Source organism: Xanthomonas sp. LMG 12459, from assembly GCF_009192905.1.
Classification (GTDB): domain Bacteria; phylum Pseudomonadota; class Gammaproteobacteria; order Xanthomonadales; family Xanthomonadaceae; genus Xanthomonas_A; species Xanthomonas_A sontii.
This window is the reverse complement of the sequence record NZ_NSGT01000030.1, coordinates 1-24,181: the sequence shown is the minus strand read 5'-3', so window position 1 is coordinate 24,181 and position 24,181 is coordinate 1. Positions and strand designations below refer to the sequence as shown.

Annotated in this window: 21 protein-coding genes and 1 pseudogene; 11 read left to right on the top strand and 11 right to left on the bottom strand. The window is 65.0% G+C overall.

Annotated features, from left to right (window positions below):
- Window positions 1-156 precede the first annotated feature (156 nt).
- From CEK65_RS07710 to CEK65_RS07700, 3 genes are all read left to right on the top strand, one after another.
- Entirely contained in the window at window positions 157-1,218 is a 1,062-nt protein-coding gene (locus CEK65_RS07710; protein WP_152181313.1) for a serine kinase, read from the top strand.
- A gap of 99 nt (window positions 1,219-1,317) precedes the next feature.
- Entirely contained in the window at window positions 1,318-3,030 is a 1,713-nt protein-coding gene (locus tag CEK65_RS07705; RefSeq protein ID WP_152181312.1) for an ABC transporter ATP-binding protein, read from the top strand.
- 133 nt (window positions 3,031-3,163) lie between these two features.
- Complete coding sequence (locus CEK65_RS07700) at window positions 3,164-3,604, top strand: hypothetical protein (RefSeq protein WP_152181311.1); 441 nt, start codon at window positions 3,164-3,166, stop codon at window positions 3,602-3,604.
- Between the two features lie 92 nt (window positions 3,605-3,696).
- On the opposite strand, the gene CEK65_RS07695 is transcribed toward CEK65_RS07700, so the two are convergent.
- The 3 genes from CEK65_RS07695 to CEK65_RS07685 all read right to left on the bottom strand — a co-directional run bounded on the left by CEK65_RS07695 (window position 3,697) and on the right by CEK65_RS07685 (window position 6,094).
- On the bottom strand, window positions 3,697-3,978 hold the full coding sequence (locus CEK65_RS07695) for a hypothetical protein (RefSeq protein ID WP_152181310.1): 282 nt from the start codon (window positions 3,976-3,978) through the stop codon (window positions 3,697-3,699).
- Between the two features lie 272 nt (window positions 3,979-4,250).
- Window positions 4,251-5,531, bottom strand: coding sequence for a phospholipase D-like domain-containing protein (locus CEK65_RS07690; protein WP_226980508.1), 1,281 nt, complete (start codon window positions 5,529-5,531; stop codon window positions 4,251-4,253).
- A 332-nt stretch (window positions 5,532-5,863) separates the two neighbouring features.
- Window positions 5,864-6,094, bottom strand: coding sequence for a hypothetical protein (locus CEK65_RS07685; RefSeq protein WP_017910539.1), 231 nt, complete (start codon window positions 6,092-6,094; stop codon window positions 5,864-5,866).
- A gap of 190 nt (window positions 6,095-6,284) precedes the next feature.
- On the opposite strand from CEK65_RS07685, the gene CEK65_RS07680 reads away from it, so the two are divergent.
- From CEK65_RS07680 to CEK65_RS07650, 7 genes are all read left to right on the top strand, one after another.
- Window positions 6,285-6,794 (top strand): DUF2796 domain-containing protein, encoded by a 510-nt coding sequence (locus tag CEK65_RS07680; RefSeq protein ID WP_052250733.1) that lies wholly within the window; start codon window positions 6,285-6,287, stop codon window positions 6,792-6,794.
- Entirely contained in the window at window positions 6,791-7,504 is a 714-nt protein-coding gene (locus CEK65_RS07675; RefSeq protein ID WP_043092026.1) for an ATP-binding cassette domain-containing protein, read from the top strand. Before CEK65_RS07680 ends, CEK65_RS07675 begins: the two co-directional genes overlap by 4 nt.
- A 2-nt stretch (window positions 7,505-7,506) precedes the next feature.
- Entirely contained in the window at window positions 7,507-8,760 is a 1,254-nt protein-coding gene (locus CEK65_RS07670) for an ABC transporter permease (protein WP_343192911.1), read from the top strand.
- 2 nt (window positions 8,761-8,762) lie between these two features.
- Entirely contained in the window at window positions 8,763-9,359 is a 597-nt protein-coding gene (locus CEK65_RS07665) for a DUF3299 domain-containing protein (RefSeq protein ID WP_152181308.1), read from the top strand.
- Window positions 9,346-9,996 carry a DUF3299 domain-containing protein gene (locus CEK65_RS07660; protein WP_226980507.1) on the top strand — a complete coding sequence of 217 codons (651 nt, stop codon included), beginning with the start codon at window positions 9,346-9,348 and terminating at the stop codon, window positions 9,994-9,996. Before CEK65_RS07665 ends, CEK65_RS07660 begins: the two co-directional genes overlap by 14 nt.
- Window positions 9,997-10,008: 12 nt before the next feature.
- Entirely contained in the window at window positions 10,009-10,815 is an 807-nt protein-coding gene (locus CEK65_RS07655; RefSeq protein ID WP_226980506.1) for a hypothetical protein, read from the top strand.
- 141 nt (window positions 10,816-10,956) lie between these two features.
- Window positions 10,957-11,415, top strand: coding sequence for a hypothetical protein (locus CEK65_RS07650; protein ID WP_152181307.1), 459 nt, complete (start codon window positions 10,957-10,959; stop codon window positions 11,413-11,415).
- Window positions 11,416-11,559: 144 nt separating this feature from the next.
- Here the strand turns inward: CEK65_RS07650 and CEK65_RS07645 are convergent, their stop codons facing one another.
- Entirely contained in the window at window positions 11,560-12,471 is a 912-nt protein-coding gene (locus tag CEK65_RS07645; RefSeq protein ID WP_152181306.1) for a LysR family transcriptional regulator, read from the bottom strand.
- A 137-nt stretch (window positions 12,472-12,608) separates the two neighbouring features.
- On the opposite strand from CEK65_RS07645, the gene CEK65_RS07640 reads away from it, so the two are divergent.
- Entirely contained in the window at window positions 12,609-13,826 is a 1,218-nt protein-coding gene (locus tag CEK65_RS07640) for an FAD-dependent monooxygenase (protein WP_152181305.1), read from the top strand.
- A 633-nt stretch (window positions 13,827-14,459) separates the two neighbouring features.
- Here the strand turns inward: CEK65_RS07640 and CEK65_RS07630 are convergent.
- The 7 genes and pseudogenes from CEK65_RS07630 to CEK65_RS07600 form a co-directional block, all read right to left on the bottom strand.
- Window positions 14,460-17,162, bottom strand: coding sequence for an AAA family ATPase (locus CEK65_RS07630; protein WP_152181303.1), 2,703 nt, complete (start codon window positions 17,160-17,162; stop codon window positions 14,460-14,462).
- Entirely contained in the window at window positions 17,162-17,695 is a 534-nt protein-coding gene (locus CEK65_RS07625) for a hypothetical protein (protein WP_152181302.1), read from the bottom strand. The genes CEK65_RS07630 and CEK65_RS07625 overlap by 1 nt, the downstream gene beginning before the upstream one ends.
- On the bottom strand, window positions 17,692-19,179 hold the full coding sequence (locus CEK65_RS07620; RefSeq protein WP_152181301.1) for an ABC-three component system protein: 1,488 nt from the start codon (window positions 19,177-19,179) through the stop codon (window positions 17,692-17,694). The genes CEK65_RS07625 and CEK65_RS07620 overlap by 4 nt, the downstream gene beginning before the upstream one ends.
- A gap of 456 nt (window positions 19,180-19,635) precedes the next feature.
- Window positions 19,636-20,191, bottom strand: a pseudogene (locus CEK65_RS07615) (site-specific integrase); the annotation flags it as partial.
- A gap of 210 nt (window positions 20,192-20,401) precedes the next feature.
- The gene (locus CEK65_RS07610) at window positions 20,402-21,583 is read right to left on the bottom strand and encodes a VWA domain-containing protein (protein WP_152181300.1); all 1,182 of its coding nucleotides are present in this window, start codon (window positions 21,581-21,583) and stop codon (window positions 20,402-20,404) included.
- Entirely contained in the window at window positions 21,580-23,895 is a 2,316-nt protein-coding gene (locus CEK65_RS07605; protein ID WP_152181299.1) for a DUF5682 family protein, read from the bottom strand. The genes CEK65_RS07610 and CEK65_RS07605 overlap by 4 nt, the downstream gene beginning before the upstream one ends.
- A 14-nt stretch (window positions 23,896-23,909) precedes the next feature.
- Window positions 23,910-24,116 carry a hypothetical protein gene (locus tag CEK65_RS07600; RefSeq protein ID WP_226980505.1) on the bottom strand — a complete coding sequence of 69 codons (207 nt, stop codon included), beginning with the start codon at window positions 24,114-24,116 and terminating at the stop codon, window positions 23,910-23,912.
- Window positions 24,117-24,181: the final 65 nt, after the last annotated feature.

Sequence of the window (24,181 nt, the reverse complement as noted above, 5' to 3'; positions counted from 1 at the left end):
GGAGGGGCGCATGCAGCGATGGCCGCGCACAGGTGGCCGTGGCGGTAGGTGCCGGGGCTGCGCCGTTTGGTTGCGCGAAACACCGGCATGACCACGCGCAACCTTTGGTCACGGCAGGCGCACCCACGCTGCATCCACCCAAGCGACTCTTCTCCGATGCAGCGATCGACCGTGCGTGTCCTGGACGTGGCAACAAGCGACCACGCCACGCCAGTCGTCGCTGCGGGCGGTGCCTGCGATCCGTTCCACACCCAGCTGCGGCGCCCCCACACCCTCAGCAAACAGCTGCTGGGTGGACGCTTCCACTTCGAGAGCAACAGTCCGGCGCTGCTGGCCTTGGTGGAAGCGGCATTCGGCGCGGTGCCGGCGCATCGCCTGCCGGAGAGCGACGCATTCCGTATCGAACTGACCCTGGTGGACCGCGGCGACGCGCCCTACGCGCTGGCAATGGAACCGCCGCCGGTGCAGACCCATTCCGGCGCGGGTGTATTGAGCGGGGTGATCGATGCGCACAACTACGTCGTGCTGGTGCCCGAGCAGCGCAGGGCGCTGGTGGTGGTGTCCGAGGACATGCTCGCGCACGCCTACCACGTGCGTTACGAACTGATCGAGTTCGCCGTGTTCGTGCTTGCCGCGCACGGCATGCGCCTGGTGCCGCTGCACGGCGCCTGCGTCGGCCGCGACGGCCGCGGCGTGCTGCTGCTCGGCGGCAGCGGTGCCGGCAAGTCGACCCTGGCGCTGCACAGCCTGCTGCGTGGGCTGGAGTTCCTTGCCGAGGACGCGCTGTTCGTCGCCCCGCACTACCTGCTCGCCACCGGCATCGGCAACTTTCTGCATCTGCGGCCGGAACTGTTGCACCTGCTCGATCCGCAGACCCGCGCCTGGATCGCCGCGGCGCCGATGATCCGCCGCCGCAGCGGCGCGCTGAAGCACGAGGTGGACATCCGCCAGGGCGAGGGGCGCCTGGCACAGGCACCGTTGCGGCTGGCCGCGGCCGTGTTCGTCTCAGCCACCATGGCCGCCGATCCGCAGCGGCTGCTGCAGCCGATGCCCGACGCGGACGTGGCGGCACGCCTGGCCGCGGACCAGCCCTACGCCGCGGGCCAGCCGCACTGGCCGTTGTTCGCGCGCCAGGTGCAACGACTGGGCGTGTACGAACTGCAGCGCGGCACGCATCCGGAGGCCTCGGTCGATGCGCTGCAGACACTGTTGGCCTGATCCTGTTCAAAACGTGACGGTGCCGGCGACGTGCATCGCCGACGCAGGGGAGTGCGGATGGCGCACCGCGTCGATGGTCCGCCGCATGGATACCCATCGATGAGCACACGTCCGCAACCGGCATCGCACTTGCTGCGCGCCTTCGTCGCCGTGCTCGGCCGCGGCGAACGCCTGCGCATCGCCTGGTACGTGCTGCTGTCGCTGCTCGGCGCGCTCGCCGGCGCGCTGGCGGCGGTCGCGCTGGTGCCGCTGGTGCAACCCGGCCACGTGCTGACCCTGGCCGGCCACGCCTTGCCGTTGCCGACCGGCTTCCTCGCGCAGACCCTGCTGTTCGTTGCCGCCAGCAGCGGCTTCGCCCTGCTGCGTTGGTGGGGCACACGACTGGCCGCGGACCTGGCCAGCCGCCACGCGCTGGACCTGCGCCGGCAGGTACATGCGCGGCTGCTGCAGGCGCCGCTGCCGGCCCTGGCCGACGCCAGCTCGGCGGAAATCGCCAACCTGCTCACCTACAACGTCGAGATCGTGGTGCAGGGCTTCAGCGCGCTGCTGCAACTGCTGGTGGCGGCGATCACCGCGGCGGTGAGCCTGGCCGCGGCGTTCCTGGTCTCGCCCATGCTGGTGCTGGCACTGCCGCCGCTGCTGGCGCTGGGCCTGCTCGCCTTCCGCATCGCCGGCCACGAACAGGCCCGGGTCAGCCGCCAGTACGTCGCCGACATGACCCGGCTGTTCTGGCTCAGCGAGGATTTCCCGCGGCGCCTGCGCCACGTGCGCTCCTTCGCACGGGAGGCGCGCGAGCAGGAAGCCTACGAGGCGATCGCCGGTCGGCTCGCCTATGGCTACGCGCGCCAGCAGGCACTGGTCGCCTCCGGCCGCCTGTTGCTGGAACTGGCGGCGGTGGCGGCCATCGCCGCGATCATGCTGCTGGCTGGGGTGTGGCACGGCATCGACCGCGGCGCGCTGATCACCGTCGGCCTGCTGCTGGGACGGCTGCTGCCGTACCTGGTCTCGACCCGGCAGAGCGTGCAGCAACTGCGCTCGGCCGCGCCTGCACTGGAATTGTGGCAGCGCTACGTGGCGCTCGGCACGCTGCCAACACCACCTGGCACCGTGGCGGCGCAGCCCAGTGCGGCGACAGCAGCGACGGCGCCGATCCAGATCGAACGCATCGGCCTGGCGCCGCCGCTGGCCGCGGTGGCCTTGACCGGTCTGGTCCTCGCGCCAGGCACGCTGACCCTGATCAGCGGCCCATCCGGCGCCGGCAAGAGCAGCCTGATGGACGCGCTGGCCGGCATGGTCGCGCCACCGCAGTTCGCCGCGCACTGCGACGGCCGTGCGCTCGACTTCGCCGGCTATCGCGCCGCGCTGCAGCCCTTGGCTTATGTCGCCCAGAGCGTGCGGCCCTGGCAGCACAGCGTGCGGCAGTGCCTGGCCTGGGCGGCGCCGAGCGCGAGCGAGGCGGCGATGTGGGAGGCCCTGCGCGACGTCGGCCTGGCCGCGCGCCTGCAGGGCGGCGCCGGCCTGGACACCGCCGCGCACGGTGCCGGCGCGCGCCTGTCCGGCGGCGAACTGCAGCGGTTGCTGATCGCCCAGGTGCTGCTGCGCCGACCGCGCGTGGCCTTGCTCGACGAAGCCACCAGCGCGCTCGATGCCGTCGCCGAACAGCAGGTTCTGAGCACGCTGCGGCGCCGCTTGCCGCAGACGGCGCTGGTGGCGGTTTCGCATCGGCTTGGCCTGTCTGCCATCGCCGACCAGTGCGTGATGGTGCAACGGGCGACCGTGGCGCCGCTGCTGTTGGCGGATCGCGCGTCCTGAGCGAAGGCGGCTGTGCCCTGGCGGGGGCCGGCGCTGTTGTCTTCAACTGTGCTCGACTTCTACGTGGCTAAGCGCGGTTTTGTCTAAGCACCATGGGCCGGGCGTCGCTAAGCTCTCCGCACAGGGGGAGATCATGGACGTCATTCAACGGGCAGCCGCAGGGCTGCTCCTCATCGCCGTCTCGGCGAGCGCATTCGCGCAAACCCGCTCAGCGGTCGGGCAAGGCATCGCGCGTGTGAATCCGCAGCGCAACGTGGCCCCGATTCCACGCCTGGATTGCCGCAAGCTGCTGGCAAACGATCCTCGTCCCTGGACGCATGCCTACTGCGAACACGTGGACTTCACTATGCAGGACGACCTGGCCCACACCTTTGGACGACCGCGACCGTCCCAGATCCAACTCGACATTCCCGCACTGGGCACTGCCGAAGCCCGGGCCGCCGGCGTGTCCTGCTCCGAAGGACGCGTGATCCGTAAAGTAGGCAACGGCTGGGAACAGGCGCTGGACCGCGATCGAAACTATCTGCGTTGCAGGCCGTCGGTGGAACTGCCGTCAGGGTTCATTGGCAGGTGACGGAGTGGATGTCCTCCCGCAGAAAAAGGCCCCGCAAGCGGGGCCTTTTCGTCTTCGAGCGCCTGTGGATGTGAATCCGGCTGACGTCCGGCTCAACCCTGCGGAAGATCGCACTTCATCTTTCCGTCCACGTAGTACGGCTTCGGCACGTCCGGATTCTGGCTGGTCTTCTCGAACACCACCTCGAACGAGTTGGGGTCCGGCTTGCCCTTGCGTTCGGTGCAGGCGTCCTGCAACTTCTTTTTGACCGCGGCGATGCCGGCGTCGCGGTTGGCACCGTCGGCGCTGTTGGTGAGATTGGCGACCTCGGCGAAGGCCGGCGAAGCAAGGCCCAGCAAGCTTCCTGCGAACACGAGTGCGTGCAGCGTCTTCATGGCGTCTCCTTGTTTTGATGTCCGTACGCGGTGGGAGGCGTGCGTTGCGGCGCATGCGGCAATGCCCGGCGCCGCGGCCGCCCTCCAGCGCGGAGCTAGGATAGGGAGTGCTGGTTAAGGCTTCGTAGGGATCGGCGCGCAAGACCGTCGCAGCAACATTCGACAGGTCAACGCAGCGCATTGACGCGGCGCTGGATCTTCGGGCCGAGCGCATGCTTTGACACGCGCCGGCTCGCCCATGGACGCACAGGCCGCGCAGGACGACTCAGCGACTACTCGGTACGCGGCGCCTCGTAGTTCTGCCCAGGCTGCAGCGTGGTGACGTAGGGGCCGTTCCAGTCGCGGTCGAAGATGCGCGTCAGTGTCTCGGCCGGTCCCTTGCCCTTGACGAACACCGAAGCGTCCACCGCGGTATTGAAGTAGCTCCATTCCCAGTTGCCGGTGCCGATCACGCTGCTGCGGTCGTCGGCCACCGCGTACTTGGCGTGTTCGACCCGCGCATACGGAATGAAGCCCTGTGGCGCCGGTGGCAGGCGGCTGAACTTCACCGCGATGTTCGGCAGTGCGGCCAGGCTTTTCAGATAGGCCTGCATCGGTTCGCGCAGCGCCCAGTCGGCGACGATGATGTGCACCTGCACGCCGCGGGCGGCGGCGTCGCGGATGGCGCTGTCGACCGGCGCCCACCAGCCCTTGGGCCCGAAGCTGCGGATCGCCGACAGCGTCATCACCTGGATGCGCAACGCATGCTGGCTGGCGCGGATCATCTCGACCAGGGCCGGCTCCTCGGCGCTGACCCACGCCGGCTGCAGCGCCGGCGGGCTGAACGCGGGGAAGGCGACCAGCGGCGCATCGCTGCCGGCATCCAGCAGCACCGGATCGGTGGCGGTGACCGGAACGAAGTCCGGCGGCTGCACGCCGCGCGCCTGCGCCTTGGCCAGATTGCCTTCGTCGGCCAGGCGCCAGCTGTAGTCGAAGCTCGCGGCGAAGGTCTTGGCGAAGCGCGCGTCATCGATGCGCGCGCCGATCTCATGGATCTGCTCCAGCGCCCGCCAATCCCAGTTCTGGCTGCCGACGAACACGCTGGCGTCGTCGACGATCATGTACTTGGCGTGCAGCACGCCGCCGGTCAGCGTATCGACCGGCAGCACCCGCACGGTGATACCCGGCACCTTGCCCAGCCAGGCGACGCTGTCCGGGTTCTTGGCCAGGAAGGTGTGGTCGACCAGCAGGTGCACCGTCACGCCGGCACGGGCGCGGGCGGCCAGTGCGTCCAGTACCGGCGTCAGGCCGGTGCCGGGCTTCTCGGAGATGTAGAACGCGGCGATGTCGATGCGCTGCCTGGCCCCGTTGATCATCGCCAGCCAGGTCTGCTGGGTGCGCGGCACGCCGGGTTCGCCGTAGACGCTGGCCTCGGGCACGCTCTCGACGATCTGGAACTGCGAGGGCTGCGGCCGGGCCTCGGCGCCGGTGGCTGCCGACAGCAGCAGGCAGGCCATGGCGGCGGACAGGAGGCGGCGTGCGGGATGCACGCTGGCGATGGAAACGAGAGGCACGTTGGGTGTCCTTGCGGGAGCGTGGGAAGTGGATGCCGGGCGGCGATGCGCGTGCATGCTACCGGCAGCTGTCGTAGCTTGGCAGCCTGCTTTGCAGCGCATATGTCAGTCAGATGGTGACGGCTGAGTTGGCGTTCCCGTCCAGGGGCGTCAGCGCTTCAAGGCAGAGCGCGCCACCAATGCGCACGCAGGCCGCGGCCGACCTTCATCGCTTGACCACTCACGGTCCTGATTGGATCAGGACGTCGCCATGCCGCGCCGTGCGGCGTTCGCAGAAGGAATGCATCGCCGTCCAACGGCACCGGCGACCGCGTCGTGCCGTGCGAGAAGATTCATGCCCGACCGTCGGCGAATGCGGCCTGCGCCTGCGCAAACCACTGCAGCACCTGCTGGCGATGCGGCTCGCCCCAGCAGCGCACGAACTGCTGGGTGTGGTGGTCGGTGAGGTCGTTGAGCGCGGCGATGCGTTGCGCGACGTAGGCAGGCTCCAGTCGCAGGCCGCAGTCGACCTCGATGCAGTGGCGCCAGGCGGTGTAGCTGTCGGGAATGATGGATGAAGACATGAAGATCCCTGGAGTTCGGCGCCCGTCGCGGCACAGGGCCGCCGTGCGAGGCGCGTCGGTGGTGGCCAGATGCGAACCGCGGCTAACTGACGGTAACGGCAGGCTTGCACCCGCGCTCGATAGTTCACTAATGTTATAGTGTAACTCAACCGATGCGCTGCATATGCGACCTGGCATTCCCCTGATCCTGTTGCTCCTCTCCGCCAGCTCGCCAGCCACCGCTGCGATCCGCCACCACGGCCCGCACGTGCACGGCCAGGCCAACCTGGAGGTCGCCGTCGACGGCACCGCCGTGGACGTGCAGCTCAGCGCGCCCGGCATCGGCATCCTCGATTTCGAACACCCCACGCGCGATGCCGGCGAGCGCCAGCGGCTGGAGGCCGCGGTCGCCACCCTGCGCGGTGCGGGCTGGTTGCAGTTCCCGGTCGCGGCGGCCTGTTCGCTGCGCAGCGCGCAGGTCACCACCGAGGGCTACGACGTGGCGATGGCCGATCCAGACGAGCCCGGCCACAGCCACGCCGAGTTCCACGCCCGGTACGCGTTCAACTGCACGCAGCCGGCGCGACTGGATCACCTGCAGGTGCTGTTGCCGCAACGTTTCCCCGGGCTGCACACGGTGCTGGTCGATGTCGCCACCGCTGCGGGCCAGGGCCGCACCGAGGTGGTGCCCGGGCAGACCCGGGTGAAGCTGCCGGAATGAACCAGCACCACGTCGTCGAACTGACCGAGGTGCGCTTCGGCTATCCCGGCGCCGCCGCACCGGTGCTGGACATCGCATCGTTTGCGCTGCCGCGTGGGCAGCAACTGTTGCTGCGTGGCGCCAGTGGATCGGGCAAGAGCACCTTGCTGGCGTTGATCGCCGGCGTGCTGCAGCCTACGGCCGGCTGCGTGCGCGTGGCAGGGCAGGACCTGGCGGCCTTGCGCAAGGCCGCACGCGACCGCTTCCGCGCCGACCACTGCGGCGTGGTGTTCCAGCAGTTCAACCTGCTGCCGTTCCTGAGCACCCGCGACAACATCGCGCTGGGCCTGCAGTTCTCGGCGCGCCGCGGCCGGCTGGCTGCGGGCACGCAGGCGCTGGACACCGAGATCGAGCGGCTGATGGTCGCGCTGGGCCTGGACGTGGCGGCGCTATGGTCGCGGCCGGCTGCCCGCCTCAGCGTCGGCCAGCAGCAACGCGTGGCCGCCGCGCGCGCGTTGATCGCGCGGCCGCCGCTGCTGCTCGCCGACGAACCCACCTCCGCGCTCGACCCGGTCGCGGCACAGGCCTTCCTGCAGTTGCTGTTCGCCGAGTGCCGGCAGGGCGGCACCAGTTCGATCGTGGTCAGTCACGATCCGTCGATCGCACCGCTGTTCGACGCCCAGGCCGACCTGGCCACGCTCAACCGCGCCGGCGCCGGAGGTGCACGATGAGCCTGTTGAAGCTGGCCCTGGCCAGCCTGCGCAGCCGGCGCCTGGGCGTGGCGTTGACCGTACTGGTGATCACCCTGAGCGTGACCCTGCTGCTGGGCGTGGAGCGGATCCGCACCCAGGCGCACGAAGGTTTCGCCAGCACCGTGTCGGGCACCGACCTGATCGTCGGCGCGCGCTCGGGCCCGGTGAACCTGTTGCTGTACTCGGTGTTCCACATCGGCGATGCCACCAACAACGTGTCGTGGAAGAGCTACCAGGACCTGAGCGCGATGCCCGAAGTGAAGTGGGCGGTGCCGCTCTCGCTGGGCGATTCCTACCGCGGCTACCGGGTGGTCGGCACCAGCACCGGCTTCTTCGAGCACTACCACTACGGCGCCAAGCATCCCCTGGCGTTCGCGCAGGGCAGGGCGTTCGACGATCTCTACGATGCGGTGATCGGCGCCGACGTCGCCGCCGCGCTCGGCCGCCACCTCGGCGACGAGATCGTGCTGACCCATGGCACCGGGCGCATCAGCCTGGCCAACCATGCCGACAAGCCGTTCCGGATCGTCGGCATCCTGCGCCGCACCGGCACGCCGGTGGATTCCAGCGTGCTTGTGTCGCTGCAGGCGATCGAGGCGATCCATATCGACTGGCATTCCGGCGTGCGGCTGCCGGGCCACCACGTCAGCGCCGCGCAGGCGCGGGCGATGGACCTGACCCCGGACACCATCACCGCCTTCATGCTCGGCCTCAAGACCCGCATCGCCACCTTCTCGGTCCAGCGGCGGATCAACGAGTACCCCGAGGAAGCGATGCTGGCGATCATGCCGGGCGTCACCCTGCAACAGTTGTGGGGCACGCTGGGCACGGCCGAAGGCGCCTTGCGGATGATCGCCTCGCTGGTGGTGCTGCTCGGCCTGGTGTCGATGGTCACGCTGCTGGTGGCCACGCTGCAGGAGCGCCGGCGCGAGATGGCGATCCTGCGCGCGGTCGGCGCACGGCCGCGCGACATCGCCTGGCTGCTGCTGTTCGAGGCCGGCTTGGTCACCGTGGTGTCGTGCACACTTGCGCTGCTGGCGGTGACCGCGGCCAGCTGGCTGGCGCGTGGCTGGGTGCTCGATCATTTCGGCCTGGCGATCAACCGCATCGCACCCAGCGCGGCGGAATGGGGCTGGCTCGGCTGCGTGCTGCTGGCCGGCGTGCTCGCCGGCATCGTACCGGCCCTGCTGGCTTATCGCCGCACCCTGGCCGATGGCCTGTCGCCGGAGCTGTGAGCATGACCCGCTGGATCCTTCCCTTGCTGGCGCTCGCACTGCTGTGCGGCTGTGGCCGCCAGCAACACCCCCCCATCCCGGAAAAAGCGCAGGCGACAGCGGCGGCGCAGCCAGCACCAGCCAACGACGCCGCGATCAATCCGCCACTGGGCGAGCCCGATGCCGACGGCTATCGCGAACTGGACTGGAGCGCGATGCTGCCGCCGGCCGAACTGAAGGCGCTGGAAAACAGCGAGGAACCAGCGGTCGACCACACCGGCAAGCGTGCGATGCCGCAGACCGGTACCTACAACACCGTGGCCGCCGTGCTGGCGCGCAAGGTGCGCCTGCCGGGCTACGTGGTGCCGCTGGACAGCGACGACGCCGGCCGCGTGCGCGAGTTCCTGTTCGTGCCGTACTACGGCGCCTGCATCCACGTGCCGCCGCCGCCGCCGAACCAGATCGTGCATGTGCGCCTGGACACCCCGATCGACCCGCCCGACATGTACAGCCCGTTCTACCTGACCGGTCAACTGCGCGCGGAAACCCTCCACGGCGAACTCGCCGGCACCGCCTACACGATGGAGCAGGCGCACCTGCATCCCTATGAAAAAGGCTGATCGCCATTTCCTGCTGACTGGAGTGCTGTGCCTGCTGGCGGGCTGCCACGGTGATGGCGGGAAGCAGCCGGACGCCACGCCCACACCATCGCCGGCAGCCACGCACGCGACCGCAGCCGCCGACGCCGTCCCGGACACAGTGGAACGCTGGGAACAACTGGCACCGGCCAACGATATCTACCAGCGCCCGCCGCCGCGGATCGGCACGGCGTGGCGAGGCGATGCCGCGGTGATGGATCAGGCGGCGCCGGTCGACGATGGCCCCTCGGTGGTCAATGGCATGCCGATCGACCATTCCGGCACCCAGCGCGCCGCGCAGTTCGGTTCATCGCAAGTGGTGAAGGGTCTGGAAGGCAAACGCTTCGCCCTGGACGGCTACGTGGTGCCGCTGGAAAGCGACGACCAGGGCAAGGTCAGCGAACTGCTGTTCGTGCCGTTCTATGGCGCCTGCATCCACGTACCACCGCCGCCCCCGAACCAGATCCTGCACGTGGTGCTGCGCACCCCGATCGATGTCCCGGAGCTGTGGGACCCGTTCCACTTGCAGGGGCGGCTGCATCTGGCCGACTTCAAGGCCGATATCGCCAATGCCACCTACGAGGCGGAGGACGCCACGCTCACCCCGGTGCAGGGCTGAGGGCGCGGTCCGATGCGCCTGAAGTCGCCGATGCGTTTGGCGATCGCGATCGCCGCCTGTGGCGCCGTCGTTACCGGCGGCGTGCTGTTGGCATTGCGCACGCACGGGGATGTGGCACCGACACCGCGTGCCGCTGCGACCACCGCGATCCACCCGCCAACGGTGCCCGCATTTCATGTCGCACCATTGTCCGAAGATGCAGCCGACAAACGCATCACCGCACTGCTGCACAGCGATCCCGCATTCGCGCGCGACGCCACATTCCTGATCGTGGCCAGCGTCCGCGAACGCTGCGCACCGGCCCATTCTGGCGAACTGGCGAAGATGGCCAACCGCGCGCGCCTGCCGGTATTGGTCGCAACATCCGAGGTGACGACGCGCGAACCCGACCTGGACCACCCGATCTACCAGGCGATCCAGCGCACCGCCGCCGCTGCGCCTTGCGGGCGCGCGCTCGACCTGACAGCGACCGGCCTGCCGCTGCAACTGGACCCGGAACGCTACGCGGCGGCGTTCCCCGACAGCTACTACCAACCTACGCTGGACATCGTTCCGCACCAGTATGCCGGCCAGCCGCTGGCCACCCGCGCCGCGCAGGAATGCCAATCGATCGCCTACGCGGTGCTGCCGCTGGGCCGGGACGGCTGGCAGTGCAGAGCGCTGTGGTCCGGCATGCGCCCGCGGATCGTCAAAGCCTGCGAACAAGCCCGTAGCGAAGGCGGGCAGGGGGCAGGTGAGGCGATTCCGCCGGAGGTCGCGAAACGGCTGACGCCGGTGGTGGCGGGGTTGCTGGAGAAGTTGCCGGAATCCTGTCGCTGAAGGCTCTTGCTTAGTTGCAGCGGCTGGTGGGATCGCGCCAGTGCTGCAGCGAAAGCACGAACTGCGGTAGCGTGTGCTATGGCTAACAACCACTCAACTGGCACCGCTTCGCTACGCGGCTAAATTCAGGAAAACTCGCCTATGCAAGGTTCAGCGTTTCTAGTGGCAGCGCTTTCCGGCGTCTCGGCGCTTTTGGGCGTCGCATTAGGTCACATACTTGCCGCAAAGCGCGCACGCCAAGATGAACTGGCAGCGATGAGGATGGCCGCCTACGTCGACTTCCTAAAGTCGACCTCACTTCTGTTCACCGCGCGTCGCGCAGGACGCACCAAGGATGAAGTAGAAGAATTGGCTCACCTCAACGACGCCAAGGCGCGCATCTTGTTGACGGCTGATCTTCCTGTAGCCAAAAGCTTACAAAAATTCTGGTTGCAAGGCGGAACTTTGGAGAAAGAGCAAGAGATCCTTGCCTTCAGTACTCTCTGTGATGACATGCGCGAAAGCCTCGGCAAGGAACACCTTTCAATGAGAATGGATCTTGCTGGTGTTTTGTTTAGGCTTGAACCGTCAACTTATTCGTACAAGGCTAGTGGTGGATAGGCATCACTCATCTCAGTCGACGCTGTTTCGCGACGTAACTTAGTTCCGCATTAGGGAGCTGCCATTCCTTTCCGGACACGGGTTGGATCCGTAACGGCAATTAGGGATATTTTCCTAGGCCACGTTGTTAAGTGGGTTTTACGTTCACTTGCCCCCGAACACCTGCAACCGCACTTGGATGAACTCCAGCAACGCCCGAACCCGCGCAGTGACCGAATGACGGTGACTGTAGGCGCCAAGCAATTGCAGCGGGGCAGGGTATAGATCCAGCGGCACTTCCTGCAACCTGCCTGCGGCAAGATCTTCCTGGCACGGATAGGCCGCGACGATCGCAAAGCCGAGACCTTGACGCGCGCCCGCCACCGCGAGTTCCCCGCTGTTGACGCGGTAGCGGCTACGCACTGGCACCTTCACGATCTCACCCGCAGGATCGAGAAACTGCCAGGGCTGACCCTTCAGTGCGCTCACGGTGGTGATGCAAGGCAAGGACTTGAGTTCGCGCACGTGTCGCGGCGTCCCGGTTTGGGCCAATAGCGCGGGGGACGCGACCACGATGCTGGGCAAGGTCGCCAGTTCGCGGGTGATGAACGCACTGTCGTCCTGACGTCCTCGGTGGAAGACGATGGAGAGATCCATGTCCTCGCGCAACACTTCCAGGCCGGTGAGGCGCGTGTCGCATTCCAACTCGATGCCCGGATGGAGGCTGCAGAATTCGGCGAGGATCGGCGCGAGCAACCTGGGCGCTTCGTTGGGCATGCACATCCTGAGAGGCCCCTTCAATTCGCCTTGTACTGCGCCGAGTTCCTCCTCTGTGGACAGCAAAGCGTCGAGGAGCGGCTTGGCACGCGCATAAACCAGCCTCCCGGCTTCCGTCATGCGCAGATGGCGCGTGCTGCGTTCCAGCAAGCGCACGCCCAGCCTGCGCTCCAGTGCCGCGACATGACGGCTGACGTTGGACGACGGCAAGGCCAGCAAGCGCCCAGCCCCGGAAAAGCTCTGCGCGTCGACGACGGCCACATAGACGCGGACTGCATTCAGATCGAGGTTGGTGCGCATCATTGTCCCAAATGGGGTATGAAATACCGCCATTTTCGCATGCTAGTTAGCGGAATTGGTGAGGTCCAAGATGCACTCCCGTCCAATGGCTGCCCTGCAACGGCACGCCTGGACCAATTGAATCGGGATGTATCGGCATGGAGATCGGAATACTGGGTGGCGGCATTGCAGGCTTGAGCGTGGCCCTCGCGTTGCACAAGCAGGGGCACACCCTCCGCGTCTATGAACGTCGGAACGGGCCGGCCACCATGGGCGCTGGCGTGACGCTTTGGCCGAACGCGGGCTTTGTGCTGCAAGAACTCGGGTTGTTGGAGGATGTCGGGGCAGTGGGCGGTCGGCCAGTGTCGGTACACCGCAAAGACGCAGCGGGTAACGCGCTGGGAGGCCTGGACATCACACTGCTGGACCAACTCATGGGCTACCCGACCCATACGATCCTGCGCCGCGACTTGCAGGCGGTACTGCTGGACCACGTGGCACGCGCTGGTATCCAGGTGGAGTTCGGGCATCGGGCGATAGCGATCGATCTGGATGCCGGCGGCAAGGCCGTGGCACGGTTCGAGAACGGGAAGAGCATCTCTCCGGATCTGCTCATTGGCGCGGATGGCCGCATGGGCTCGGTGGCGCGCAAGTTCGTCGCCGGGGACAACACGCCGATCTATCAGGGGTTCGTAAACTGGATCGGCGTTGCACAGGGCAATGGCCCATTGCTGAGCGACATGGCGATTCACGATTACTGGGGGTCTGGCGATCGTTTCGGTTGCGTGCCGATCCGGACGGATCTGGTGTACTGGGCTGCCGCGCAGGCGCGGCCATTGCCTGAGGCGAAGCCAGCAGCGGAGACGCACAAGGAGGTGATGGATCTGTTTGCAGGATGGCCGGAGCCGGTCGCCCGCCTCATCGAAGCCACGCCGGCGCACTCCATCCAACTGATCGCCGTGCACGACGTCGAGCCGCTGCACACGTGGAGCCAAGCAAATGTGCTGCTCGTCGGCGATGCGGCGCACGCGCCACTGCCGACCTCGGGCCAGGGCGCCTGTCAGGCCCTGGAAGACGCTTGGCATCTGGCGCGGTGCCTCGACGAGGCCGGCGGTGCGCTGGATCGAGCATTACCGCGTTTTGCCGCAATCCGCGGACCCAAGACCACCAAGCTGGCAGAGCAGGGCAGAATGTTCGCGCGCGGCCTTTTCGCCCAAGACCCCGAAACCTGCCGCCTTCGTAACGAGCGCGCCAAGGCGTCCGATCCATTGCGTGATGCGCAGGCCATGGCGGCTGGATGGTCGCAGGGGTTGCCGATGGCGGACTGCATAGACGGTACGCCGGCGAGCGGCGCTGGTAGTCTGTATCGCCTATGACAGACAATCCTGATGCGAGCGTCGCGTAGCACCTCCGCTGCAGGGAGTATTTCTACCGGATCCGGGGTTCCATTTTATTGGGTTGCTACGTCATGCTGATCAAAGGCCTTCCACTGCGCTGCCCCTGCTGTGGCTACAAGACGCTTTCCGAGCGAGCAGCATTTGAGATTTGCGCTATTTTTTTCTGGGAAGATGATGGGCAAGATAACGATGATGCTGATGCTGTACTAGGCAGTCCGAATGGCAGCCTTAGCCTCACAAAGCCCGAGCCGACTATCAGCAATTTGGCGCGTCTCGCAGGCAGGATCTCCCATATGTCCGCCCGCCCTTAGGTGAAGATACGTAGAGTGGGAGGTAGCCAACTCGACTTCCTGGCTCGAGTTACGCCGATATCGTGGAAGGTTTTCTTATGGTCAAGAGAAAGCGTAACCGGGAAGCGATTAGGAAGATTTATCGTGGGCAGATGATACGTCCCCACTCTTGTAGATACCTCTTAGGTGTTCTAAGACTGGTCGATGTGAGGAGTCAGCCGCGGCGAGCGACCCCCGTCCTTGACCTCAGCCGCCGCCCGCTCTGCCACGGTAATACCTGAGCAGAATCGCCGGTTCCACTCCCGCGCGTGTTCAGATGCGGTCAGTGGGAGTGCCCCGAGGGCGGGGTTGGAAATAGCTCAACGCAGCCAACGCTTGAGCTCACGTTTCCGGTGAGCTGATAAGCCCTGAGCAGTGGCGCCTTTCGATTGATTCGCATGAACTTCTGTATGACGTGTCTCGTAGTGGTCCAACTTGCGGTCGTGAGGACGAGACGTGTCTGCTGATGGGATTGCTGCTGGCCAGAAAGTACAAATGCTCTCAGAGTGTCGAGCACGGCGACTCGATTGAGGTCGTCCAAGTGCGCCAATGGTTCGTCGAGGAAAAAGCTGCCACTCAATGTGTAAGCGCGCACAAGGAAGAAGGCGAGCGCAAGATCCTGGCGCTGTCCCGTGCTGAAGACCTCCGGCTCAACGGAGTGTTCCTCGAGCAGGCCTTTGAGCTCAAACGAAGGGTTAACGCTGACAGAGCTGAAGACTCTGTTCACTTGCATTCGCTGGAACAGCTGGCTTACCGAGGGGCCGACGGCTTCAATAAGTCTCGTCCGGTGGTACTCGCTCTGAGACTCGATGCGGTCATTAATCTGGTCGATTCGAGAAAGCTCTTGCTCTACGGAATTGATATCCCGAGCGACAGCCGCAGCCTCTTGCGAGACTAGCTCGGCCTTCTGTGCCAGTACCGTCTTTGTCTGAATTTCACCAACCACATCGAGGTGTCTAAGTGCCGTTTGGACCTGGTCGTGTCGAAGAGATAGGGCTCTTTCAACTTCATCAAGATGTTGTTTCGATAGCGAAATCAGCCCAAGCGATCTTTGGATTCGATCCGCTCGCCGCTTCCACGTCTCAGTCTCAGAGTGCTGACCCCGTAGTTTTGCAAGCTGCGTGGACAGCTTAGAAAGTCGACTTTCGCCAATCGCCATTGCCAACGAAACCTCCTTGGCATGAAGCCGCTTTTCCGCTGCAGCAGCTCTGAGGGTCGCTGCAGAGGAACTAAGTTCTCCGATCTGCTGACGGGGGGTATGATTCGATGGCGGGAGATGGGTGATGTGACTAACAGAGCACGCCCTTTCAAACGCACCAAATGCGCTGGCGGACCTGAGGCGTCGTTGCAACTCACTGATATCAGAGTCGCCGACGACTGCTGCAGTTGCAAAGCCAAAGCGCGCTGCCAATAGGTCGGCCTCCACGATCTTCTTACTGATGCACTCCAGATCGTCTGTGGCCTGAATGAGTTGCTCGCTTAGTTCATTGGTGTGATCGAGCTGCTCCTTCAATAGGTCGATGTCGGCCGACAGCGTCGTTTCATGCGATAGAAGAAGGGCCTCGGCCTGAGGGAGTGATGCTAGGGCACCCTTGAGTGCTTCCCCCAATTTCTCGTGGCTGCCCCAGTCGTGTCCGCAGGCCGGGCAGTTAGAGTCGTCTTCGAAATGCTGGTGGGCGAGCAGCGAAGCGCGAACGGCTTCGTTCTTTAAGGTTCTCAGCGACTCTCTACTTGCGCGGCTGTGTGCGGCATCCCGCTGCTTTCCGGCCAAGTCCATCTCAAGCTGTTGACGAGACGCAAGACCACTCCGCTCTTGCTGGATGACTGAAACTCTAGCTTCGATCTGCTTTTTCGCTTCCTGGTCGGCGCCAGATTGACTAACAGTACGTGCGAGCGCACTTAGCTCCTTCGCTGCGGCCTCAAAGTCCGAGAACAGGACGGAGATGCTATCCTTGTCTGCGAAAAGTGTGCGAAACGTCGTGTCCGCGCTCGTGTTCGCTTGGAGATCCAGTAGGGCGTCGACGATAATCTGCACGCCGTCTGCGTTACGAGTAAGCTGACTTGCGTCTCTATCAAGCGCCTGGAACTGCTCGGCTTCATCCTCTAGTGCTTTGTTTGCTTGTCGAACTTCGGTCTCGATGGAGACAATTTGAGCTTGCAGTGCATCGAGGTCAAGGTCGGTTGGCTGTGTGCTTAGGAGTTCACGGAGCGTCTCAAGCGCTGCGATCCTGGAGTTGATTTCGTCAAGTTCGCTGTTCGCTCGAACAGTAAGTTCTGCATGCGGGAGGCCGGTCATTGACTCCGCCCCCGACAATATCCGCATGGCCTCTCCAATGAGCGCGTCGACGTCCGACCGCGTGACGGATAGGTCGAGATACTCTCGCTGACGCGAGTGTAGATCGGCTAGGTCGTCTATTAGCTTGGTGTGCTTCTCGCGAAGTTTCTTTCGATACAGATCGATCATTTTCTGGGCGTTACGCTGCGCGCGAGTGCCCGTGAGATCGGCCATAGCATCTGCGCGGGCGTCGGCGTTATCGCCATCGATCAATCTAGATAGCGAATCGATGCCTAGCACACGGTTCGAGGACAAAAAGGCCTTCAGTCGCGGAATTCGGGCCAAGGCGCTTAGCTCGGACACGTCGCAATCTGGGGCCAACGCTTGGAGAAAGTCTGCCTCACCAACTGTAACTCCGTTGGCGATCCTTAGAGTCTTCCCGTTGCTTCGAAGCGACTTCTTTGCGCTCAGTGGCTTGCTTGCGACCGTGCCACCAAGGGTGACTTCTGTAGTCTCGTGATCCAATGCAAGTTTGCAACGTTCTTCGCGCACCTCGCCGCCGAGTAACCAATCGATGGACTCGATAATGGAGGTTTTTCCTGTTCCATTGGGCGCGTAAACGAGTGTCAACGGAGCACTAAAGTCAAGCTCAAGCGGGTTGCGAATACCGCCAAATGCTGCGACGCGAACGCTGTCGACCAAGATAGACATTACTTAGAAGTCTCCAGCATGGAGATGAAGCGCGTAAACGTTCCAGTAGCTCCATCGAGAACGAGATGATCAAGCCAGCTGATGTCTTCACGGGACAGGTCGATCTGAGCGGAACTCAAAGGAGGTGCGCTCGTGACTGGGAGGAGAGTCAGCCGGTTCTCCAGCTCATCTTGCAGATTTGAGCTGTTGATCCAGTATTTTCTAGATACGTGGCGTACGAGTTGTTCATTCTGCTGCGCCCACGACAGAGGGTACTTGTCGTCAATAACCACGAAGCAAACATGTGCGTCGATCACTCCGCCCCCAGCAAGCTCCGTCGATCGAACATCTTGAAGGATTTTCCGGTCCACTCGACGCACGATATCCGACCAATCGATTGAGTCGCTGAGAACACAGTTTGTAATGTACAGGCAGGCATACTCGGACTCAAATGTGTCAGCCGTTATTCCTGGTGCGAGTTCGGACGAGCCGGCGTGCTCGACAATGCCGACCTGAGCAAGCAATTTCTTGACTGCAGTATTGGATATGTTCATGCGTCCGCAAGACCTATTGACTCGATGATCGAAGTGCGAATCGTCTTTGCTTGTGTCTTAAATGTCGTCGCAGAGGTCACAAGGGTGCTTAGGCGCTTGGCCTTGCTGAATGGTACGACGATGACTGCATTTGAATCAGGCCGGGGTGCCGCCGGGTCGAATGCGTGAAGAGGCGCGGCTGAGTCGCGGCCGAGGCTGACGTCATCCATCGTTACTTCCACTCCATTCACGTCCTCGCCGAAGACGACAATGGCAGGTTGTGGGAAAGGATTCTGCGCGTATGCCTGCAGCTTAGCGGCCATTGCCGACCAGGTTTCAGAGGGGCTCCGCCATACGTAACCATGAGACGTGAATATCGCGCCTCCGTCTGTCGAGGGAATATTCACTTCCAGAGTTACCTGGTCGTCTGCGGGCCATTGTAGAAAGTCGGTTCGTATCAAAGCGTCGGTTACGGCTAATGCAATCTCAGAGGCGTCGTTCAGACCGCTGCTGCTGGCGGGATCCGGATCCCGGTTTGTAGATGCTGGACCGTCAATCAGAGACAGAAAGAAGCCCTTTCTTCGAAGGTCGCTCGCACCACTCAGGTGCGCGGCGACCTCAGCGATTCCTTGACTACCCGACGGAGCAAGATGACGTGTTCGATTGCAAAGTCTTGGGATCTCGAACGTGAGCCGAGTCGATACTGGCTCGAATGTGCCTTTCGCAAACTGCAGCCCCCACCGGGAAATCCAAAGGTGTCTGCCCGTGGTGGGAGAAAAGTCTTCCACCCTGAGGACGCCTGCGGCAAAGATCTGGCAAGAGTCGCGAAGTACGATTCCCTTTGACGTGGGGTTGTCCCGACCATTGCAGACCACTGATTGAGGGGACGCATGTGAGATAAGCCCAGCTCGCGCATAGGCGCCACTTAGATTTCGATTTCCATCGTCCGCGTAGTCCGAAGGACGATTTGCATGGGAGTAGTTGGCCAGCGCAAGTATTAGGTCGCCGTCCACCGCGCGATCTATTCGGCTGCTCCAGATATGATGCCAGGGCTTTCCTTGAAGGACGCTCGCAGCAACAACTATTGGGCGCCTATTTTTAAGGCGGTACGCTTTGAGCTTATCAACTGCGTTTGGCTTTCCCATTTGCGAGTCTGCGAGCAGGTCCGCGCAAATTACTGGGGCAATTGAGCAGTCTTCAAACGCGAGGATGATGTGATCCGAGCCCAAGTAAGGGTCAAAATTGGGGACTTCGGCGCTCTGCTCTGCGAAATTTTTGCAGTAGTAGTGGACTGCAGACAAGGCTGGAAGCTCACCCTTCGCTGGTAGTTGCAGCCAAGCGCACCCAAAATTTACATTGCGTTCGTTCGATACCTCAGCGCCGAGAAAAGGGACGTGCTCCCTAATCATGCCGGCTCTTGTGAAACCGATGCCGGCAATGAGGACAAGCGGCTTGTTGTAAGACTTAACCGCGGCATCGACAGTCGCCCAGTCCTCCCAAGCCAAGGACAGCTCGGGCAGGATCAGGAGTCTGGTGAGCTCGGGATTGTCGCAATCACGATCGATAGGTGCGACGCCCGCTCCATCACACCGAAGCAAGGCGGCGACGGATTGGGCAGAGCTCGGGTTCCTAGAGTCAGGGCCAAGCTCCGTCATGCTGCGTCCGAGTTGCGCTATGCACAGCCATAGCTCGGAGCAGTTCAACAGCTGTCGGCTGACCACAACCTCTTTCAATGACATCCGTTTCGCCCCCTGGGGCACTTTTAATCCTGTGGATTAGCTTACATCTTACTAAGACCGGTACCGCCCCCCCGATTCGCCTGCCATAAGGCGGCAGACCCGCAGGGGGCGGGCCCCCGTCTAGATGGAGTACGGGGATGCAATTCCATTCGAGGAATAAGCGTCCTGAGGAACGAGCTTTCCTGAGTCTGAGCGCGCGAGCCCACGATTTGCTGCTGGCAGTTAATCTTCCAGCAAGCGAGCGGCGGGATTGGCGGACGCACCTCCAGCCTGGAAATACCCCACCACGCTCGACACCGACCGATGCTCGGTCAGCTGCGTGATTGCCGGCAGCGCCACCCCTTGGCGGCTGGCTTCGGTCACGAACCCGGACCGCAGGCTGGGACCCCAAAAATCTCCCTCCAGCCCGGCCAAGCGTGCCCGTCGCTGCACGATTTCCCCGACCGCGGCAGGGGAGAGGGCAGGGCCGAGCCGGTTCTTCCAGAGCCGCCGGAAGATCGCCCCTTCGCTGATTCCGGAAGCCTCCAGCCAGTCCGCCAGCGCCAGCGCCGCCCGGTCCAACACCGGCTTATCGGGGTGGACGAGGCCGTGACGCCGGCCTGCTGGGTTTTGCTGTGTTCGAGCCGGTAGACGTAGCCCTGAGCCCCGATCCGGCGCAGGTCACGCAGGTCAGCCGCGGCGATCTCTCGCTGCGCTGCCGCTCCCCACTGGCAAAGCCGAAGCAGAGCAGGGCACGGTCGCGCAGGCCCTCTAGGCTGTCGTCGCAAGTGGCCAGCATCGTGTCCTTGGAGAGAGAAAAAAACCTTTGAAATCAGACAGGTGGCACGATCCAAGCGAAAAAGACACGAACTAAAAAAACTGACAGCCACAGCCAGACCCAACGCAGGCGCGCCCGCATCAGGCGCACACGAAATTTCGCATAATGTATATTATGTAAAAAAGCGACTGGAGTAGAAGCAGCCTCCAGACACCATTAGTCCCACCAACCTCACCGCACTGTCACCAACCCCTGCGCGCCCGCCCACTGCTGGATGTCGTCACGGCGGATCGCCGCGGCCATCAGGCCGGGGAAGGCATCCGGTGTGCAAGCGAACGACGGCACGCCTAGCGCCGCCAGCTTGGCGGCCAGGGCGCGGTCGTAGGACGGTGTGCCTTCGTCGCTGAGGGCCAGCAGCACGATGAACTGCACGCCGGATTCGACCAGTTCGCGGGCACGCGCCAGCAGCCGCTCCTCGACGCCGCCTTCGTACAGGTCGGAGATCAGCACCAGGATGGCGTTGTGCGGTTCGCGGATGATGCTCTGGCAATAGTTCACCGCGCGGTGGATGTCGGTGCCGCCACCCAGTTGCACGCCGAACAGCAGGTCCACCGGATCGTCCAGTTGCTCGCTCATGTCGACCACTTCGGTGTCGAACACGACCAGGCGCGTGGACACCGCCGGCAGCGAGGCCATCACCGCGCCGAAAATGCTGGAATACACCACCGAGGCGGCCATGGAGCCGCTCTGGTCGATGCACAGCAGCACTTCGCGTTGCGGCTTCCTGGCCTTGCGGCCGTAACCGACCAGGTCCTGCGGCACCACGGTGCGCAGGTCGGGTTGCCAGTGCCGCAGGTTGCTGCGGATGGTGCGGTGCCAGTCGATCTCGGCCAGCCGCGGGCGGCGGTTGCGGCGAGCGCGGTCCAGGGCGCCGGTCACCGCCGAGCGCATCGGTTCCTCGAGCTGGCGCAGCAGGCTCTCCACCACCTGGCGCACGACCATGCGCGCGGTGTCCTTGGTCTGCGCCGGAATCACCTGGCTCAGGCCGATCAGGTTGGCGACCAGGTGCACGTCGGGCTGCACCTGCTCGAGCATTTCCTTTTCGAGCAGCATCTGGGTCAGATCCAGGCGCTGCAGGGCGTCGCGCTGCATCACCTGCACCACCGACGAGGGGAAGTAGCGGCGGATGTCGCCAAGCCAGCGGGCCACATTGGGCGAGGAGGCCCCTCGCCCGCCGCGGCGCCCCAGGCCGCCTGGGCCATCGGGCTCGTACAGGGCGGCCAGCGCCTGGTCGATGCCCTGCAGCGGCTTGGGCAAGGCGCCGCAACTGGATTCGGCCTCCTGCCCCAGGATCAGGCGCCAGCGCTGTGCGCGCGAGGTGGGCGTGTCGGGAGTGGATGGCGTGTCGGTCATGCGGGCAATCCCAGCAGTTCGCGCAGCATCGGCACGGCGCGCTCGGCGCGGGCCAGGTTCCAATCGGGGACGACAGCGGCCTCGGTTTTCTCCACCGGCGCCTGGCGCACGCGCGTTCCCAGGTCGCGGCGGTCGGCGGGCTGGAAGGCGGCGAAGGTGCGCCGCACCAGCGGCAGCACGCGCACCAGTTGCGCCTCGTCCAGCGCCACGACCCAGGCGTCGATCATCTGCCACACGGCATCGTCGTGCAGCAGCACGGTGGCGTTGCGGTTGAGGAAGCCGTCCAGCCATTGCGCGGCCTGCAGCGGTTCGGCGCCCGGCGACAGGTGCTGCTGCAGCTGCAGGTGCACGGTGGTGCCCTGCACCACCTGGGTGTCGAACAGCAGCCGCAGGGTGACGCCCTGCAGCAATGCGTTGCATGCCGGCGACAGCGCCACGCGTTGCAACGCCTGTTGCCAGTTGGCGCTGCCGTCCGCATCGCCGCGCAGGCCGATGGCGCGATCGGCGTCCAGGACGATGCTGCGCGCCTGCTCGGCGCGGGCCTCATCGAGGCTGGACAGCGCCAGGGTCAGGCCGATGACCGCGCGCGCCAGCATGCTGTCGAACAGGTGCGCGACCTGGCGGCCCTCGGTCTGGCGGACATTGCCGTAGCGGTACACGTTGGCCAGCGGCGGCAGCGCGCTCAGCAGCGCCAGCGGGTCGGCATCGGTGGCGGCACGGGCCTCGAGTTCGGCGGCGATCGCGCTGACCGCCTGCGGCAGATCGGCCAGCAGCACCTGGTCCACCAACGCGGACAACGCCGGCAGCGCCTCGGCCTTGCGCGCCTGCGCGATGGCCATGCTGGACACGGCATCGGCCAGGGTCTGTCCGTAGCGGCTGGCTTGCATCAGGTCCACCAGGAACTGCGGCTGCCAGGCCAGTTGCCAGATTTCGTGGAAGGTGCCGCGTGCGGACTGCCCGGTGCGCGCCAGCCGGCCCCATTCGATGCCGATCAGGCGCAGCCGATGCAGCAGATGGCTGCGCGCCAGATCGGTGTCCTTGCGCAGGTCCAGATCCAAGGTCTTTTCCAGCGCTTCGGGTTTCAGGCGCAGGCGCTTCTGCTGCGCCTCCAGGTCGCGCTGCAGCGGCACCGCCGGCACGCTGTCGGGCACCTGACCCAGGGCGTCGCCGACCATCAGGCGCTCGCGGATGAGCCGCATCGGCGCATCGTCGCCGCTGCAGATGACCGCGCGGCTGGCTTCGGCGATGTCGTCCAGGCCCGGGGCCGGATGGCCACGCAAGGCAGCCAGGGTGTCGGCCAGGCGTGTGGCCTCGATCAGGTGCGCCGACGAGCAGTCGAGTCCGTGGTCGCGCAACAGGCGCCCCACCCGCGCATACCAGCCGACGGCGCGCTGGTCGTGGACGCCACTGCTGCGCCACAGGTGGTCGTACCAGCCCGGCGCTTCCACGCCGGCGCCGTAGCCGCTGTCCATGCTCAGGTGGCGATAGGTCCATGGCACCCAGGTGCTCTGCGTCTTGCGCTTGGGCATGGCCTTGAGCAGGCGGCTGTCCGCGGTGGCGCTGTTGGCGCGCAACGCCGCCGGCTGCAACGCCGGCACATGCCAGGCGCCACAAACCACCGCGACACGCGTGAACGCCTTGCTGGCGCTGCGCAGCGCGCTGCGCATGTGGGCTTCGCGCACGGCCTCGTGTTCGCCGCGCAGGCCGGGAGGCTCCGGCGTGTGTTCGCGCACGGCGGCCATGGCCTCGGCGATGGCATCGAACAGCCCCTGCCCGTCGCCCCGCTCTTCCACCATGTGGTTCCACCAGGCCTCGCCGTCGGCATGGCCGGCGGCGCGCGCCAGCCAATCCAGCGGATCGGACGGGCGCACCTCGGCGCGCTCGTCCTCGGGTGCGTCGGCGTCGTCCTGCGCCGGTGGCGGCGTGTCCGCCGGTTCCGGCATTTGGTCTGCATGCGCAGCCACGCGCTCGGCACGCGCCTGCGCCTGCCATTCCAGGGTCAAGGCCGGCGGCACGTCCATGAAGCGCACCGCCACGCCGTTGCGCAGGGCCCAGTGCATGGCCTGCCATTCCGGGGAGTACGCCGCATACGGATGGAACACGGCCAGTTGCGGGTCGTCGACGCAATAGGACAGCAGGGCCACCGGCGGCTGCATGCCCTCCTCCAGCACGTGCGGCAGCAATGCTTCGGTACCTGCCGGCCCTTCGATCAGCACGCAGTCCGGCTGCAGGGCCGTCAACGCGGCGACCAGGCTGCGCGCGCAGCCGGGACCGTGGTGGCGAATGCCGAACAGGGAGATGGCTTCGCTCATCGAGGCCGGCTCGCTCAGGCCTGCTCGCGGAACGCGCGGTACAGGTCCTTCCAGTCCTCGCGCTCCTTCACCACGGTTTCCAGGTATTCCTTCCACACCAGCGCGTCCTGCACCGGATCCTTGACGATGGCGCCGATCATGCCGGCGGCCATGTCGCCGGGGCGCAAAGCGCCGTCGCCGTACTGGCCGGCCAGGGCCATGCCGTTGTTGTTCACGGACATGGCCTCGGCGGGTGGACGCGTGGGGGGTCTGGTGGTTCTACTGGTCTTGTCGTGTTCTTTGGAGA

Excerpts from the sequence above, each read along its gene's own strand:
- CEK65_RS07710 (WP_152181313.1), top strand. The coding sequence starts at position 157 with ATGCAGCGATCGACCGTGCGTGTCCTGGACGTGGCAACAAGCGACCAC.
- CEK65_RS07705 (WP_152181312.1), top strand. The coding sequence starts at position 1,318 with ATGAGCACACGTCCGCAACCGGCATCGCACTTGCTGCGCGCCTTCGTC.
- CEK65_RS07700 (WP_152181311.1), top strand. The coding sequence starts at position 3,164 with ATGGACGTCATTCAACGGGCAGCCGCAGGGCTGCTCCTCATCGCCGTC.
- CEK65_RS07695 (WP_152181310.1), bottom strand. The coding sequence starts at position 3,978 with ATGAAGACGCTGCACGCACTCGTGTTCGCAGGAAGCTTGCTGGGCCTT.
- CEK65_RS07685 (WP_017910539.1), bottom strand. The coding sequence starts at position 6,094 with ATGTCTTCATCCATCATTCCCGACAGCTACACCGCCTGGCGCCACTGC.
- CEK65_RS07675 (WP_043092026.1), top strand. The coding sequence starts at position 6,791 with ATGAACCAGCACCACGTCGTCGAACTGACCGAGGTGCGCTTCGGCTAT.
- CEK65_RS07665 (WP_152181308.1), top strand. The coding sequence starts at position 8,763 with ATGACCCGCTGGATCCTTCCCTTGCTGGCGCTCGCACTGCTGTGCGGC.
- CEK65_RS07660 (WP_226980507.1), top strand. The coding sequence starts at position 9,346 with ATGAAAAAGGCTGATCGCCATTTCCTGCTGACTGGAGTGCTGTGCCTG.
- CEK65_RS07655 (WP_226980506.1), top strand. The coding sequence starts at position 10,009 with ATGCGCCTGAAGTCGCCGATGCGTTTGGCGATCGCGATCGCCGCCTGT.
- CEK65_RS07650 (WP_152181307.1), top strand. The coding sequence starts at position 10,957 with ATGCAAGGTTCAGCGTTTCTAGTGGCAGCGCTTTCCGGCGTCTCGGCG.
- CEK65_RS07645 (WP_152181306.1), bottom strand. The coding sequence starts at position 12,471 with ATGCGCACCAACCTCGATCTGAATGCAGTCCGCGTCTATGTGGCCGTC.
- CEK65_RS07640 (WP_152181305.1), top strand. The coding sequence starts at position 12,609 with ATGGAGATCGGAATACTGGGTGGCGGCATTGCAGGCTTGAGCGTGGCC.
- CEK65_RS07630 (WP_152181303.1), bottom strand. The coding sequence starts at position 17,162 with ATGTCTATCTTGGTCGACAGCGTTCGCGTCGCAGCATTTGGCGGTATT.
- CEK65_RS07625 (WP_152181302.1), bottom strand. The coding sequence starts at position 17,695 with ATGAACATATCCAATACTGCAGTCAAGAAATTGCTTGCTCAGGTCGGC.
- CEK65_RS07610 (WP_152181300.1), bottom strand. The coding sequence starts at position 21,583 with ATGACCGACACGCCATCCACTCCCGACACGCCCACCTCGCGCGCACAG.
- CEK65_RS07605 (WP_152181299.1), bottom strand. The coding sequence starts at position 23,895 with ATGAGCGAAGCCATCTCCCTGTTCGGCATTCGCCACCACGGTCCCGGC.
- CEK65_RS07600 (WP_226980505.1), bottom strand. The coding sequence starts at position 24,116 with ATGTCCGTGAACAACAACGGCATGGCCCTGGCCGGCCAGTACGGCGAC.